The organism is Amycolatopsis sp. FU40 (assembly GCF_021903635.1).
GTDB classification, from domain to species: Bacteria; Actinomycetota; Actinomycetes; order Mycobacteriales; family Pseudonocardiaceae; genus Amycolatopsis; species Amycolatopsis dendrobii.
Map to the genome: position 1 here is coordinate 9,664,409 of NZ_CP091381.1, position 14,604 is coordinate 9,679,012.

At 68.4% G+C, this 14,604-nt stretch carries 20 protein-coding genes; 18 read left to right on the plus strand and 2 right to left on the minus strand.

The genetic code is table 11. The features are described from left to right. Positions 1–122 precede the first annotated feature (122 nt). The 15 genes from ffh (at position 123) to L3Q65_RS45840 (ending at position 12,008) form a co-directional block, all read left to right on the plus strand. On the plus strand, positions 123–1,664 hold the full coding sequence (gene ffh / locus L3Q65_RS45770) for a signal recognition particle protein (RefSeq protein ID WP_182895642.1): 1,542 nt from the start codon (positions 123–125) through the stop codon (positions 1,662–1,664). Continuing rightward, positions 1,661–2,734, plus strand: a complete 1,074-nt coding sequence (locus L3Q65_RS45775) for an amidohydrolase family protein (RefSeq protein ID WP_182895643.1) — start codon at positions 1,661–1,663, stop codon at positions 2,732–2,734. The genes ffh and L3Q65_RS45775 overlap by 4 nt, the downstream gene beginning before the upstream one ends. Positions 2,735–2,916: 182 nt before the next feature. Continuing rightward, entirely contained in the window at positions 2,917–3,639 is a 723-nt protein-coding gene (locus L3Q65_RS45780; protein WP_182895644.1) for a CPBP family intramembrane glutamic endopeptidase, read from the plus strand. Between the two features lie 88 nt (positions 3,640–3,727). Then, positions 3,728–4,519, plus strand: a complete 792-nt coding sequence (locus L3Q65_RS45785) for a CPBP family intramembrane glutamic endopeptidase (protein ID WP_182895645.1) — start codon at positions 3,728–3,730, stop codon at positions 4,517–4,519. Positions 4,520–4,709: 190 nt separating this feature from the next. After that, the gene (gene rpsP, locus L3Q65_RS45790) at positions 4,710–5,153 is read left to right on the plus strand and encodes a 30S ribosomal protein S16 (protein WP_116205654.1); all 444 of its coding nucleotides are present in this window, start codon (positions 4,710–4,712) and stop codon (positions 5,151–5,153) included. Next, the gene (locus L3Q65_RS45795) at positions 5,150–5,389 is read left to right on the plus strand and encodes an RNA-binding protein (RefSeq protein WP_003103110.1); all 240 of its coding nucleotides are present in this window, start codon (positions 5,150–5,152) and stop codon (positions 5,387–5,389) included. The genes rpsP and L3Q65_RS45795 overlap by 4 nt, the downstream gene beginning before the upstream one ends. 26 nt (positions 5,390–5,415) lie before the next feature. After that, on the plus strand, positions 5,416–5,931 hold the full coding sequence (rimM, locus tag L3Q65_RS45800; protein ID WP_237598426.1) for a ribosome maturation factor RimM: 516 nt from the start codon (positions 5,416–5,418) through the stop codon (positions 5,929–5,931). Positions 5,932–5,941: 10 nt separating this feature from the next. Continuing rightward, on the plus strand, positions 5,942–6,649 hold the full coding sequence (locus L3Q65_RS45805; RefSeq protein ID WP_237598427.1) for a hypothetical protein: 708 nt from the start codon (positions 5,942–5,944) through the stop codon (positions 6,647–6,649). Positions 6,650–6,653: 4 nt separating this feature from the next. Next, positions 6,654–7,400, plus strand: coding sequence for a tRNA (guanosine(37)-N1)-methyltransferase TrmD (gene trmD, locus L3Q65_RS45810; RefSeq protein WP_182895648.1), 747 nt, complete (start codon positions 6,654–6,656; stop codon positions 7,398–7,400). Positions 7,401–7,602: 202 nt separating this feature from the next. Beyond that, positions 7,603–7,971 (plus strand): 50S ribosomal protein L19, encoded by a 369-nt coding sequence (rplS, locus tag L3Q65_RS45815; RefSeq protein WP_009074470.1) that lies wholly within the window; start codon positions 7,603–7,605, stop codon positions 7,969–7,971. A gap of 31 nt (positions 7,972–8,002) precedes the next feature. Next, on the plus strand, positions 8,003–8,929 hold the full coding sequence (lepB, locus tag L3Q65_RS45820; protein ID WP_182895649.1) for a signal peptidase I: 927 nt from the start codon (positions 8,003–8,005) through the stop codon (positions 8,927–8,929). A gap of 95 nt (positions 8,930–9,024) precedes the next feature. Then, the gene (locus L3Q65_RS45825) at positions 9,025–9,813 is read left to right on the plus strand and encodes a ribonuclease HII (RefSeq protein WP_182895714.1); all 789 of its coding nucleotides are present in this window, start codon (positions 9,025–9,027) and stop codon (positions 9,811–9,813) included. Then, positions 9,810–10,133, plus strand: a complete 324-nt coding sequence (locus L3Q65_RS45830; RefSeq protein ID WP_003096226.1) for a DUF2469 domain-containing protein — start codon at positions 9,810–9,812, stop codon at positions 10,131–10,133. Before L3Q65_RS45825 ends, L3Q65_RS45830 begins: the two co-directional genes overlap by 4 nt. A gap of 247 nt (positions 10,134–10,380) precedes the next feature. Next, complete coding sequence (locus L3Q65_RS45835; RefSeq protein WP_370648160.1) at positions 10,381–10,599, plus strand: YraN family protein; 219 nt, start codon at positions 10,381–10,383, stop codon at positions 10,597–10,599. Next, the gene (locus tag L3Q65_RS45840) at positions 10,566–12,008 is read left to right on the plus strand and encodes a recombinase family protein (protein WP_237598428.1); all 1,443 of its coding nucleotides are present in this window, start codon (positions 10,566–10,568) and stop codon (positions 12,006–12,008) included. The genes L3Q65_RS45835 and L3Q65_RS45840 overlap by 34 nt, the downstream gene beginning before the upstream one ends. A gap of 109 nt (positions 12,009–12,117) precedes the next feature. Here L3Q65_RS45840 and L3Q65_RS45845 read toward each other — a convergent pair whose 3' ends face one another. Both L3Q65_RS45845 and L3Q65_RS45850 read right to left on the minus strand, forming a co-directional pair. Next, a complete protein-coding gene (locus tag L3Q65_RS45845) occupies positions 12,118–12,360 on the minus strand; it encodes a hypothetical protein (RefSeq protein ID WP_237598429.1) in 243 nt (80 codons plus the stop codon). 150 nt (positions 12,361–12,510) lie between these two features. After that, complete coding sequence (locus tag L3Q65_RS45850) at positions 12,511–12,948, minus strand: hypothetical protein (protein WP_237598430.1); 438 nt, start codon at positions 12,946–12,948, stop codon at positions 12,511–12,513. A gap of 255 nt (positions 12,949–13,203) precedes the next feature. Between L3Q65_RS45850 and L3Q65_RS47730 the strand changes: the two genes are divergently transcribed. The 3 genes from L3Q65_RS47730 to L3Q65_RS45860 all read left to right on the plus strand — a co-directional run bounded on the left by L3Q65_RS47730 (position 13,204) and on the right by L3Q65_RS45860 (position 14,453). Then, positions 13,204–13,380 (plus strand): helix-turn-helix transcriptional regulator, encoded by a 177-nt coding sequence (locus tag L3Q65_RS47730; protein WP_370648245.1) that lies wholly within the window; start codon positions 13,204–13,206, stop codon positions 13,378–13,380. A gap of 181 nt (positions 13,381–13,561) precedes the next feature. Continuing rightward, the gene (locus L3Q65_RS45855; protein WP_237598431.1) at positions 13,562–13,699 is read left to right on the plus strand and encodes a hypothetical protein; all 138 of its coding nucleotides are present in this window, start codon (positions 13,562–13,564) and stop codon (positions 13,697–13,699) included. 16 nt (positions 13,700–13,715) lie between these two features. Continuing rightward, a complete protein-coding gene (locus L3Q65_RS45860; RefSeq protein WP_237598432.1) occupies positions 13,716–14,453 on the plus strand; it encodes a phage antirepressor KilAC domain-containing protein in 738 nt (245 codons plus the stop codon). Positions 14,454–14,604: the final 151 nt, after the last annotated feature.

Below are 14,604 nucleotides of genomic sequence, written 5' to 3' on the forward strand. Positions count from 1 at the left end.
CGTAGTACTCTTCCCGTACCCGTGAAGGCCGGGCGGCCGGGGCGGCTACCCTCGGAAGATGCCGGGGGTGCCGAGCACCGCCCGGCACGCGAACTTTCGACCCAGCTGGAGCGTGCACCCCCGTGTTCGACACCCTCTCCGATCGGCTCACCTCGGCCCTGCAGTCGCTCTCGCGCAAGGGCCGGCTGTCCGACGCCGACATCGACGCCACCGCGCGCGAGATCCGCATCGCGCTGCTGGAAGCGGACGTCGCGCTCCCGGTGGTCAAGGCGTTCATCGCGAAGATCAAGGACCGGGCGAAGGGCGCCGAGGTCTCCCAGGCGCTGAACCCCGCGCAGCAGGTCGTGAAGATCGTCAACGAGGAGCTCGTCGGCATCCTCGGCGGCGAGACGCGGCGGCTGAACCTGGCGAAGAACCCGCCGTCGGTGATCATGCTCGCCGGTCTCCAGGGCGCGGGCAAGACGACGCTGGCAGGCAAGCTGGCGATGTGGCTGAAGAAGCAGGGCCACGCGCCGATGCTGGTCGCCTGCGACCTCCAGCGGCCGAACGCGGTCAACCAGCTGCAGATCGTCGGCGAGCGCGCGGGCGTCACCACGTTCGCGCCCGAGCCGGGCAACGGCGTCGGCGACCCGGTCGACGTCGCCCGCCGCGCGATCGAAGAGGCCAAGCACGCGCAGCACGACATCGTCGTGGTCGACACCGCGGGCCGGCTGGGTGTCGACGAAGAGCTGATGAAGCAGGCCGCGGACATCCGCGAGGCCGTGCAGCCGGACGAAGTCCTGTTCGTGGTCGACGCCATGATCGGTCAGGACGCGGTCACCACGGCCGAGGCGTTCCGCGACGGCGTCGGCTTCACCGGCGTGGTGCTCACGAAGCTCGACGGCGACGCCCGCGGTGGTGCGGCGCTGTCCGTCCGCGAGGTCACCGGCCAGCCGATCCTCTTCGCGTCCAACGGCGAAAAGCTCGAAGACTTCGACACGTTCCACCCGGACCGGATGGCCTCGCGCATCCTGGGCATGGGCGACGTGCTGACCCTGATCGAGCAGGCCGAACAGCACTTCGACCAGGAGCAGGCCGAACAGGCCGCGCAGAAGCTCACCAGCGGGCAGCTCACGCTGGAGGACTTCCTCGAGCAGATGCTCGCCGTGCGCAAGATGGGCCCGATCGGCAACCTGCTCGGCATGCTGCCCGGCGCGGGCCAGATGAAAGACCAGCTCGCCGCGGTCGACGACAAGCAGCTCGACCGGCTCCAGGCGATCATCCGCGGCATGACGCCCGCCGAGCGCGCCGACCCGAAGATCATCAACGGCTCGCGCAGGCTGCGCATCGCGAACGGCTCCGGCGTGACCGTCCGCGAGGTCAACGACCTGGTCAACCGCTTCTTCGAGGCGCGCAAGATGATGGCGCAGATGGCGGGCCGGTTCGGCTTCGGCGGCGGAGGCGGCGGGAGCAAGAACCGCAAGGGCAAGAAGGGGAAGAAGGGCAAGAAGGGCCCCACGCAGCCGAAGATGCGCGGCGGGATGCCCGGCGGCATGCCGATGCTGCCCCCCGGCGGCGGGATGCCCGGCGGGATGCCGGACCTGTCCCAGCTCGGCGGCATGAACGACGTGCCCGGCTTCGACCCGTCCAAGTTCAAGCTGCCGAAGGACCCGAAGAACAATTGAGCCCGCTGCACCTTTCCGGCACCGTCCTGCCCGACGGCGAACCGCGTGACCTCTGGATCCAGGACGGAAAGCTGTCGTTCGAGCCGGTTCCCGGCGCGGAAACGCTGTCCGCCGGCGGATTCGTGGTCCCCGGGCTGGTCGACGCGCATTGCCACCCGGGCCTCGGCCCGCGCGGCGGACTGTCGGTGGAGGAGGCGGCGGACCAGGCCGCGACCGACCGCGACGCGGGCACCCTGCTGATCCGCGACTGCGGCCTGCCGCTCGACGTCCGGCCGCTGCAATCCCGTGCCGACCTGCCCACGATCATCCGCTGCGGACGCCACCTGGCGCTGCCGAAGCGGTACATCCCCGGCTTCGCGATCGAGCTGGACGACCCGGCCCTGCTGCCCGAAGCCGTCGCCGAACAGGCCCGTGACGGCGACGGCTGGGTCAAGCTCGTAGGCGACTGGATCGACCGCGGCCAAGGCGACCTCGCACCGCTGTGGCCGGACGACGTGCTGGCCGAAGCCATCCGCATCGCCCACGACCTCGGCGCACGCGTCACAGCGCACGTGTTCGGCGAAGCGGCGTTGCCGGGCTTGATCGGCGCGGGCATCGACTGTCTCGAGCACGGCACCGCACTGTCGCCAGACCAACTCGCCGAACTCGCGCGCCGCGACGTCGCGCTCGTGCCCACGCTCATCAACATCGAGAACTTCCCGGGCATCGCGGACAAGGCAGGCAAGTACCCGACGTACGCGGCCCACATGCGCGCACTGCACGCCGGGGTGGGCGAGATGGTGTCCTCAGCGGTCGAAGCGGGCGTACGCGTCTTCGCGGGTACGGACGCGGGCGGCATGGTCGCGCACGGCCGTATCGCCGACGAGGTCGAAGCACTCCACCGCGCGGGCATGTCGCGTACGCAGGCTCTCGCGAGTGCTTCCTGGGAAGCGCGCGAATGGCTGGGCCACCCCGGCATCGAGCACGGTGCCCCAGCCGACCTGATCGTTTACGCCGACGACCCGCGCGCCGACCTGGCCGCGCTGCACCACCCGACGCACATCGTCTTGGGCGGCACCGTCTTCCACTGACGACCTCGGACCGCGTTCGGTGCGGGAGACGTCCCCAATGCGGCGTTGGTTGCGCTGAACGCACCCAATGTGGCGTTCGGTGCGTCAGACGCACCCAATGCCACATTGGGGCGCATTCCCGGCAGCGATCGCGAGACGACCCCGCCTCGATGCGCCACAACACAGGCACATAGCGTGAACCCGTGGCCGAAGACGGTGGGGGAAAGCGAATTCTGGGCGCCCATTGGGCATTCGCCGCGTTCTTTTTCGGCGTAGCCGGCTACTACCTCGTCACCCTCCTCACCGCGGCCGCCTTCAACCGGCACGTCGGCGACGACGACCCGGTCGAGGCGTACGCGGGACCGTTGCTGCTGCTGGCGTTCCTGCCGAACCTGATCCTCGGCCTCGGCCCGGCGATCGCCTCGCTGCGGTACGGCTCTGGCCTCGAACGCGACTTCGGACTTCGCACCCGCGGCCGCGATCTCCGCATCGGCCTCGCCTGCGGCCTGCTCGCGCTCGTCGTCGGCTTCGTGCTGAACGCCGCCGAAATAGCGGTCTTCGGCGGCGACGAGGTGTCCGACAGCCCGCTCACCGACCTGCCCGACGTGTCCGGCGGCAGCCCGGTCTGGCTGATCGCGACCGCGCTGGTGCTGGTGATCGCCGTCCCGCTCACCGAGGAACTCCTTTTGCGCGGTGCGCTGTGGAACGCCCTGCTGCACTACAAGATCCCGCCGTGGGTGGTGCTCGTGCTCACCTCGCTGGTGTTCGCGCTGCTGCACGGCGAGACCACGCGCACGATCGCGCTGTTCGGACAGGGTCTTGTCCTCGGGCTGGCGCGGCAGTTTTCCGGCCGGACCTCGGCGAGCGTGCTCGCGCACGCGGCCAACAACCTGCCGCCCGCCGTCCTTCTCTTCACCGGACATTGACGGAAACCGGTGACCGCTCGAGTACTGTGCGAAACCATTTCGGCCGCTAGGCTCGACCGGTGAGCAGAGCGAGCACGGGGAGGCGGGCGTGACCACATCACAGCCCCGTGAACCACTCTCTCGTGCGCTCTCCCCGGAGGACTTCGTGGCCGAACCGACCGCGTTCCCGGCTCATCGCTGGGGATTCGGGGCGTTCCTGCTGGTCGAGGCGGTGCTGCTGGCGTCGGCCGCGTTCATCGGCGCGCTCGCCGGCCCGACGGCTCCGGGCCGGCCCCTGCCGATCGGCACGGTGCTGCTCGGCACGATGCTGCCCACCATGATCGCCGCGGGCGTCGCGGTGCTGATCACCGTCGTGCGCGGCAACGGCCCGAAACTCGACCTGCGGCTCGAATGGCGCTGGGCGGACGTCTGGACCGGGCTCAAATTCGGCATGCTCGGCCTCGTGCTCACCTCGCTGAGCGCCTACGTGTGGACCCAGCTGGTCGGCTCGGCGGACGCGACGTCGGCGATCAGCGCGCTGGTCGACGACCGCAAGATGTCCGTGCCCGCCGCCGCGGTGATGTTCGGCTACCTGTGGCTGCTCGGGCCGATCTGCGAGGAGATCATCTACCGCGGCCTGCTCTGGGGTGCGGTCGAGCGGCTGCAGTGGCGCAGCGAGCGCTGGGGCCGGGTCGCCGCGTTCCTGCTGTCCACCGCGGTCTTCGCGGCCAGCCACCTGGAACCGCTGCGCACCACGCTGCTGCTGGTGATCTCCATCCCGATCGGGCTGGCCCGGCTGTCCACCGGACGGCTGGCGGGCAGCATCGTCGCGCACGCGGTCAACAACTTCCTGCCCGCGGTCGCGATCCTGCTCGGCGCGCTCGGCCTCGCGTCCTTCTGACGCTGGTCACGCACGTCTAACCGGGGCCTTGTGCGGGCACGGCGACGGGCATCTGGCAGAATGTTTGCTTGCCCGCTTCCGCCGGACCCTCTCGCCGTGTGGAAGCTCCTGACCTCCGGGCGCCGCAAGCCTGTCCCCACGGGTTCGGCGCGCGCCCTGCACCACACAGCACTGAGGAGTACCCACACCCGTGGCCGTCAAGATCAAGCTGCAGCGCCTCGGCAAGATCCGTGCGCCGTACTACCGCATCATCATCGCCGACGCGCGGACCCGCCGGGACGGCAAGGCCATCGAGACGATCGGCAAGTACCACCCGAAGGAAGAGCCGAGCTTCATCGAGGTCGACACCGAGCGGGCGCAGTACTGGCTGGGCGTCGGCGCGCAGCCGACCGAGCCGGTCCAGCGCATCCTCGAGATCACCGGCGACTGGCAGAAGTTCAAGGGCCTGCCGGGCGCCGAGGGCACCCTGAAGGTGGCCGAGCCGAAGCCGTCCAAGCAGGACCTGTTCAACGCGGCGCTGGCCGCGGCCGGCGAGGAGCCCTCCACCGAGGCCACCACGCCGAAGAAGAAGTCGGCCCCGAAGAAGGCCGAGGCCGAGAAGGCGGAAGCCGCTGAGGGCGAGAAGTCCGAGTGAGCTTCCTCGCCGACTCCCTCGAGCACCTGGTGCGCGGGATCGTCGACAACCCGGACGAGGTCCGGGTCGAGCTGCTGACCACGCGTCGTGGCCGCACGCTTGAGGTGCACGTCCACCCCGACGATCTCGGCAAGGTGATCGGCCGGGGCGGGCGCACCGCGACCGCTCTGCGCACCGTGATGGGCGGCATCGGCGGCCGAGGCGTCCGCGTGGACGTCGTCGACACCGATCGCTGACCCGAGATTCTCGGAAACGGTCAGGTATGGACGTCGTAGTCGGCCGTATCGCGAAGGCGCACGGCATCCGCGGCGAGCTCGCGGTCGACGTGCGCACGGATTCGCCGCAGCAGCGGTTCGCGATCGGTGCGGTCGTCACGACGAAGCTGCGCGACGGCAGCACGAGAGAACTCACCATCGCAGCCGCCCGCGAACACAGCGGGCGGCTGCTGGTGCGTTTCGAGGAAGTGCTCACGCGCGACGTCGCGGAAACCCTCCGCGGCGCCCTGCTGCTGGCGGACACCGACTCGCTGCCGCCCACCGGCGACCCGGACGAGTTCTACGACCACGAACTGGCCGGGCTTCGTGCCGAACTGGCCGACGGGACGGTCGTGGGCAAGGTCGTCGAAGTGGTCCACTCGCCCGCCGGGGAATTGCTCGAACTCGATCATGACGGACGCTCGGTCTTGGTACCTTTCGTCCGCGCCATCGTTCCGGTGGTGGATGTCGCGGGGGGCCGGGTCGTGCTCGATCCGCCCGAAGGCCTCCTCGACGCTGACTGAGGGGGAGTTCGTGAAGTTCTGGACGAAGGCTGTTTTCGCAGCCGTTCTGGCCACCGCTTTCGCCGCGCCGCCCGCGCAGGCCGCTTCGCCGGTGTACGGCGACTTTTCGCTGATGTTCCAGCGCAGCGCCGGCCAGTACGCGCCGCCGGGGGAGAAGGCGTTCCAGTGGGCCTGGTCGCCGCAGTCGGCCACCGAATCGCAGATCACCTGGGGCGACCCGGTCACCTGGCCGCCCGCGACCGCCGAGCACTTCGTCCGCTCGGGCGACTGGGTGCTGATCGACGGCTGGGACGGCAACGGCACGTACTACACGGAGCGGGTCACCGAAGAATCCGTGTGCACCGGCTCCACCTGCACGCCGATCCCGTCCGACGGCGGCCGCCAGCACTACGTGCGCTGGACCGTGCCGTCCACCGACTACCGGCTCGTCGCGCGCGGGACGATCACCGAGAAGAGCTCGGGCAAGGTCGTCCACTTCGAGCACCTGCAGACGTGGGGCGCGCCGGCTCCGTGCTCGAACGCCCGTTTCGGAGCGCGCACCTGCGTCACGCAGACCGAGACCTGGTCGGACGACAACGGGCTGCCCGCCGGGTCGCCGATCCGCAAGACCCTGCACCGCAGCATCAAGATCGCGAAGGGGCTCGGCATGGCCTTCGCGATCGACCAGGACGTCCCGAGCCCGTGGCACGCCGAGGCCACCGAGTACTGGAACTGGTAACCGCTTGCGCATCGACGTCGTCACCATTTTCCCCGAGTACCTCGACCCGCTGCGCGCCGCGCTGCTGGGCCGGGCGATCGACCGCGGCCTCATCGAGGTCGGCGTGCACGACCTGCGCGACTGGACCCATGACGTGCACCGCGCGGTCGACGACGCGCCGTACGGCGGCGGCCCCGGCATGGTCATGAAGCCGCAGATCTGGGGCCCGGCGCTGGACGACGTGTGCGGCGACGGGACCCGGCTCGTGGTCCCGACCCCGGCGGGCAAGCCATTCACCCAGGAGCTGGCGCACTCCTACGCCGCGGAAAAGCATCTGGTGTTCGCCTGCGGCCGCTACGAGGGCATCGACCAGCGGGTCGTCGACGACGCGGCCCGCCGGATGCCGGTCGACGAGGTCTCGATCGGCGACTATGTGCTGGTCGGCGGCGAGGCCGCGGTGCTGGTGATCGTCGAGGCCGTGGTCCGGCTGCTGCCCGGCGTGCTCGGCAACGCACGGTCGGCTGCCGAGGACTCGTTCTCCGACGGCCTGCTCGAAGGCCCCAGCTACACCCGCCCGGAGGTGTGGCGCGACCTGGCGGTTCCGGACGTGCTGCGCTCGGGCAACCACGCGCTCATCGACCGCTGGCGGCGCGACCAGGCGCTGGAACGCACCGCGCGGCGGCGGCCGGATCTGCTGGCCCAGCTGCCCGAGGGGAGCCTGGACAAACGGGACCGCGAGGTGCTCGACGGGCTGGACGACCAGCCCGGATAGGCCCCGTGCGAGGTCTCCGGGGGCCTCTGCCATAATGAATCAGTTGGTGTGGCGTGCAGTGTTACTTGATATGCGAACGCTTCGATACTCAAGTAAGCCGCGACGCCAACCGTGAATGCCATCAGCCCCGGGCTAGTCGCAGTGAACTCCACTGCGCGCTCAAGCTGTACGTAAGCCACACGAATACGAGGACGGACCACCGATGAACACCCTGGACGCGCTGGACGCGCAGTCACTGCGTTCCGACATCCCGGACTTCCGCCCCGGCGACACGCTCAAGGTGCACGTCCGCGTCATCGAGGGCAACCGCGAGCGCAACCAGGTCTTCCAGGGCGTCGTGATCCGCCGTCAGGGCGGCGGCATCCGGGAGACCTTCACCGTGCGCAAGGTTTCGTTCGGCGTCGGCGTCGAGCGCACCTTCCCGGTGCACTCGCCGAACCTGGCCGAGGTCGAGGTCTTCAAGCGCGGCGACGTCCGCCGGGCGAAGCTGTACTACCTGCGCGAGCTGCGCGGCAAGAAGGCCAAGATCAAGGAGCGCCGCGAGAACCGCGAGACCACCTCCGCCTCCTGAGTGACGAGCCGGTTACCGGTAGCCTGGCGACGTGGTCGAACCTGTGTCGCGGAACGCCGATGAGGACGGCCCCGAACGCCCGGACGAGGACCAGGAACGGTCCGGCGGGCGTCGGGGGTCGCACCGGCGGGGCAAGTCCTCGAAAAAGCGGTCGTTCTGGAAGGAACTGCCGATCCTGATCGTGATCGCCCTGGTGCTCACGATCCTGATCCAGGCGTTCCTCGCCAAGGTCTACATGATCCCGTCGGGGTCCATGGAGTCCACGCTGCACGGCTGCCCGAGCTGCACCGGCGACCGGATCCTGGTCGATCGCGTCACCTACGACTTCACCGACCCCTCCCCGGGGGACGTGATCGTGTTCAAGGGCCCGCCCGCGTGGACCGAGAACGAGATCGCGCCGCAGGAGTCGAGCAACATCGTCGTGCGCGCGCTGCGCGGCCTCGGCTCGCTGGTCGGCTTCGCGCCGCCGGACGAGCGGGACTTCGTCAAGCGCGTCATCGCCACCGGCGGCCAGACCGTCCAGTGCTGCGACGACCGCAACCGGGTGATCGTCGACGGCAAGGCCCTCGACGAGCCCTACATCCACTGGGAAGACGACCACCATCGCGTGCAGGAGCCGTTCGCCCCGGTGAAGGTCCCGCAGGGCGCGCTCTGGGTGATGGGCGACAACCGCAACAACTCCGCCGACTCGCGCTATCAGGGCGGCGGCGGACCGAACGGCGCGGTGCCGGTCGACGACGTCATCGGCAAGGCCCGCGTGATCGTGCTGCCGCCGAGCCGCTGGGGCGGGATCTCGGACCACAATCCGCAGGAGAACGCCCAGCCGGTCGCGCTCGGCGCACCCGCGTGGCAGCAGGGGCTGCCGCTCGGCATCGGTTTCGCCACCGCGGTGCCGACGCTCTTCGTCGGACGCCGGTTGAAGGCAGGCCTCCGCAAGGCGGCCGGCCGGAGACGGTAAGCGGTGCGCTCCGTCGTCCGCGACTCCCGGGTGGTGTTTCGGTGACTCTCCCTCCTCCCCGCACTCCGGCAGAACCGCTGCGCCCGCCGCGTGCTGTGGTGCGCGGCGAGCTGTTCTGGGGTCTGCAAGGCGCACTCGAACGACGCGGCCTCGGCCCGGTCGCCGGCGTGGACGAAGCCGGTGCCGGAGCCTGCGCGGGCCCGCTTGTGGTGGCGTCCTGCGTGCTCCGTCCCGGCGACGGTGCGCGCCTGCCCGAGCTGACCGATTCGAAAATGCTCACCGCGAAGGCCCGGGACCGGGTTTACGACCGGGTTCTGCAACGCGCCCTCGACTACTCGGTGATCGTCATTCCTTCCGAGCAGGTGGACCTGCTCGGCATCCGGGTGATGAACCTGGAAGGCATGCGCCGCGCCGTCGCCGGACTGCGCACCCATCCCGGCTACGTCCTCACCGACGGTTTCCCCGTTCCCGGCATTCCCGCGCCGAATGTCGCGGTGATCAAGGGAGACCGCAGCGTCGCGAGCATCGCGGCGGCGTCGGTCCTGGCGAAGGTGACGAGGGACCGGATCATGGCCGGCCTGCACGAAGAGTTGCCGGCATACGGCTTCGACGTGCACAAGGGCTACAGCACCTCGGACCATCTGGCTGCGCTGAGTGAGCACGGCCCGAGCCCGGTGCACCGCTGGTCCTACACGAATGTCGCCACTGTCGCCCTCGCGCACGGACTCACTGCCCCGCATCCGGTCGTGCTCACCTACGCTGCACTGGAGAATGCCCTGGAAAAAGCGGGCGGGCCGGTCCGTGCCCCGGGCCGCTCGGTGGGTAAGAATGAACGCTCCGCCGCCGGAGCAGGACGAACGCGAGGAGGGGCGCGGATTTCATGAGCGCAGAGGATCTCGAGAAGTACGAGACCGAGATGGAGCTCTCGCTGTACCGCGAGTACCGCGACATAGTGGGCCAGTTCTCGTACGTGGTGGAGACCGAGCGGCGGTTCTACCTGGCCAACGCGGTGGACGTGCAGGTCCGCGACGGCGGCGGCGAGGTGTACTTCGAGGTGCGCATGTCGGACGCCTGGGTGTGGGACATGTACCGCCCCGCCCGGTTCGTGAAGCACGTCCGGGTCATCACCTTCAAGGACGTCAACGTCGAAGAACTCGACAAACCCGACCTGCGGCTCCCCGAGGACGGCCCGTTCTCGGGCTGACCCCACTGCTTGCTTTCGCCACGAGGCCACCCGGCACTTCGCCCGGGTGGCCTTCGTCGTTCTCCGCCCCCCGCACACCACACTGACAATCCACCTGGCTCTCACCTCCTCAGACCAGTTCTGATCCACAACCCCCGGGTTATCCACAGCTGCTCCGGATCCCCCTGGCGCTGGGTTTGATCACGCTGCGATCGTGACAACACACGCACCGTGATCGACGGTGCTCGCGCTGTCCGAGGGGGACACCATGAACGACGGCCCGCACCCTGGCGCGGCCTGGCGCCGGACGTTCGGCCGCTGGGGCGAGGACCTCGCCGCCCGGCATCTCCAGGCCGCCGGCATGGTCCTGCTCAGCCGGAACTGGCACTGCCGCGAGGGCGAACTGGACCTGGTCCTTTCCGAAGGCGACCGGGTGGTGGTAATTTCGCATAGGTGGCGACCGACCTTCCGAGACCCGATGGGGTAACAGACCTCTACCTGCGGATCTCCGATGACAAGACCGGGGAAGAGCTGGGCGTAGAACGCCAGCGGGAGCGGGGGCACCAGCTGAGGGAGGCCCGCGGCTGGCCGATGGGGATGGAGCACGTCGACAACGACAAGAGCGCGGCAGATGCCAGCAAGCCCCGGCCGGGTTTCGAGGCGATGCTGGTTCGGGTCGAGGCCGGGCTGGTGAAGCGGATCATCGCTCACCGTATGGATCGGTTGTTGCGCAATCGCCAGGAACAGGTGCGGCTGTTCGAGGCTGCGGAGAAGCACAAGATTGTTCTCAGCTTCATCGACGGCAGCGACCTCGACATGGGCACAACGATGGGGCAGATGATCGCGGACTTCCTCGCGGGCCAGGCCCGCGCGGAGATCAAGATCAAAGGGCAGCGGCAGAGCGACGCCTACCAGCAGGCTGCCGAGATGGGCAAACCAGCTCCCGGACCTGTCCCGTTCGGCTTCATGCCGGATCGGATCACGCACCATCCGGAACAGGCCGCGGCGATCCGGCTGGGGTACGACATTCTTCTCGCGGGCGGGACTCTGGCTGCGGTCGCTCGGTTGTGGAACTCGTCCGGGCTCCTGTCCGGCCGGATCCGGACGGGTAAGAAGCGCACCGGGGAGCCTTCTGAGTGGAGTGAGCCGTCTGTGCGGGCGCTCCTGCTGAAAGCGCGGAATGCCGGATTGCGACCCGCCGGCGGCAAGCTTGTGGATGCCGTATGGGATGAGATCGTTCCGGAGGAGAAGTGGCGTGCACTTGTGGCGTTGTTGGGCGACCCGGCGCGGAAGCATTCCAAGCCGACGCCCCGTCACATGTTGTCGGGCATTGCCCGGTGCGGGAAGTGTGGTGACCCGGTCTACGCGGGCCCGAGTTACAACGGCGTCCACAGGTACCGCTGTGGCGCGAACGGTATCGGTCATGTTGCGCGGCGCGGAGACCATGCTGACGCATGGATCGGTGCTCTCGTCGTAGCCCGGCTGCAGCGGGATGACGCGGTTGACCTCCTGCAGATGCCGCCTTCGGGCCCCAGCGTCGCGGAGCTGCGCGCCGAGCGTGAACGGGTGGTGAGCCGACGGACGCAGCTGACGCGGATGTTCATGGCTGCCGAGGACGGCGGCGCAGCGGAGGACGCCGAGGTCGAGCTTCGCGAGGGCAGGCGTTGGGCGAAGGAGCGCCTCCAAGAGATCGATGCTCTGCTCGCCGAGGTCGGTCGGGCGGACCTTCTGGCCCCTCTGGTGCTAGCCGATGATGTTGAAGCGGCATGGGAAGAGATGATCACCGAATGTCGTCGACCGATTGTCGACATGCTGATGTCGATCAAGCTGCATTCGCCGGGCAAAGGTGCTCGCCGTTTTGATTCGAATACAGTTGAGGTGAGCCCCAAGGTTTAGCCGGGGTGAGGGGAAAAGAGGCTGAAGAAGCCCCCCCCCCCCCGCAGTTTTACGAGGATAGCGGCGGTTGGCCGGGGGAAGCGGCCCGTAGCTACTCCGCCGCTCTTGGTCACCGATCGTCTTCTTCGAGATATCGAGCGATCTGCTCGAATCGGCGGTCCTCATGCACCGTGGCGACCGCGGCGATCTGGATGTCGCTGCGCCAGCCGAACCCGACGAGCAGAAGCACGAGCACCAGGTGCAGGTTGAACGCCTGAATCGGCCAATCGCCGACGATTCCCAACACGAGGTGCGGGATCAAAGTTGTTCCGACGACGATTGCGGCGGTGTAGAGCCGGTCGGCGGTCAGCACCTGTGGCCGCCTGGTTGACCTCATTGTCACGAAGCCCCTCCATTCGGTAGCCCTTGTTGGGCTATTCGCGCGGCCCGTGTTGGGCCGGTCAGGAGGGATATCCTTCTTGCGTGACATCGCGTTTCACAACGTCACTCGAATAGTCGAACATTAGTTCGGGGAAGATCGTTCCGGGACCTCGATGCCGGCGGCCTCCAGCTTTAGCTGAGCTGCCTCGCGAAGCCAGGTCCAGGCGGCGTCTTCACCGCTGCCGCCGTAGATCTGCTCAGCGAGGTCGAGCGCGTCCTCGAAGCTCATCGCGAGAATCTTCGCGCGTTGCCGCGCGGACCACTCATGGCGCGGCCGTCGCGGTCGATCGGCTGCGGTTCGTTCGGTCGGCAGCCGTGTGGGCTCGCCGCCCTCGGCGACTGTGTCCACGCTGCCGCTCTCCCACAGCAGAGCGCGTTCGATGCCTTTCTTTGAGGTGGACCGCATCCTTTGAGCCGCGCCGGGGTCGCTTGCGATTCGGTAGAGGTTGCCGACAGAGATGCGCGCCGCTGCGGCCACCTCGTCCCATGTCATGTCCAGTTCGCCGCGTCGGTCGTCCATCCACCAACCGAGGGTTCCCGTCGCGTAACCATCCCTGCTCACGCGGTCATGATGACGTGAGTAAACGTGAGTTGTCTAGTTGCGATGAGACGTCGTTCTTGCAGGTGAGAGTGTTACATACTCGCTTTTAGTCGCTCAAAGTCCCGTGAGGTGCGGAATCTGCTGTAGACATGTGAGCATGTGCGAGTTAATGTGAGTCCCGTGAGATCCTCAACTCTTCTCGTAGACGGGGCCAAGCTGAAGGCCGCACGCGAGATGGCTGGGCTGACTCAGGAGCACCTTGCTCGCAAGGTCCACGTGGATCGATCCGCGGTCGCTCACTGGGAAGCCGGTCGTTTCCAGCCGGACGCGCCGAACTTCAAAGCCCTATGCCGGGTCCTCAAGGTAAAGCCGTCCGATCTCCTGGTGGTACCTGATGACCAGGCGGCGTGAGTGCTCCACCTCGCAGGCCCCGGCAAGCCCGGCCCAAAGCCGCCCCGTCGCTACACCTGCGGAATGTGCACCGGCCGCGGAACCGTGCTCATCGATCCACGGGACCCGCGCAAAGGGGAGAAGCCGTGTTCGCAATGCAACGGATTCGGTGAGCTCGGCCGCTGACCAGCTGCGGGCAGAGATGCGGACACGCGCCGGCGCGGTCGTCGCGACGTGGCCCCCGCTCACCGAACACCAGCGCGACCGGCTTGCCGCGCTGCTGACTCCCATGCGCTCCGGGATCGCAAGACAAGCCGCCGCTCGCAGCATCGCCGCCTAACCAGAGGGAGACCACCGTGTCCGAGTTGGACCTGTTCACCGCGGCCGGTGACGGCCTGGCGGTCGAGCACTTCGGGCTCGCCGAGGACGGCACCCCGTTCGTTCAAGCGCCTGCGTTCGCCCGCGCCCTCAAGTACTCCCGGACCAGCGATGCACTCAAGATGCTCGACGACGAAGAGAAGGGTACGGCGATCTGCCGCACCCCTGGTGGCCCGCAGCGAATGACCGTCATCTATGAGGACGGGATCTGGGAGCTGATCTTCCGGTCGACCCTCCCGTCGGCGAAGACGCTGAAGTCCCGGGTGAAGCAGATCCTCCGGGAGCTCAGGGAAACCGGCGTCGTGGACACCCGCGAGAAGCCGATGAGCGAGCTGGAGATGGCGGAGCGGTATGTCGCGGCGTTGAAGCGGAACGCGGAGCTGGAACCGGCCGCGCGGTCGTGGAACGAGCTTGCGTCGGCGGACGGTGATTACTCGGTGCGTGAGGCGGCGCAGATCTTGAACCGGGACCCGTCGATCTCTACCGGCCAGCGGCGGTTGTTCGCGACGTTGCGGCAGATCGGGTGGATTGATCTGACGTCGGGGCTGCCGTATCAGCGGCAGCTCGACCTGGGCCGGTTGTCGGTGCGGGCGGGGAGCTACGTGGACGCCGAGGGCGACCGGGTCCCGACGCGGCAGGCGCGGGTGACGGTGAAGGGCTTGCACGAACTGCACAAGCGGTTGGGCGGCAGCGGCGACCTGCTGCTCGTCGGCTGAGTTTCCCCATCGAAATAAGTCGGCCCGGTGCGGTGAACACCGGGCCCAGATCAAGAGGAGTTGGCCTCATGACCAGGAAGCATTCTGCCAGACGGGGGCGGCATTGCCGGTCGCGTGTGGGTTTGGTGGACGTGTACCGGATTTACCGGCG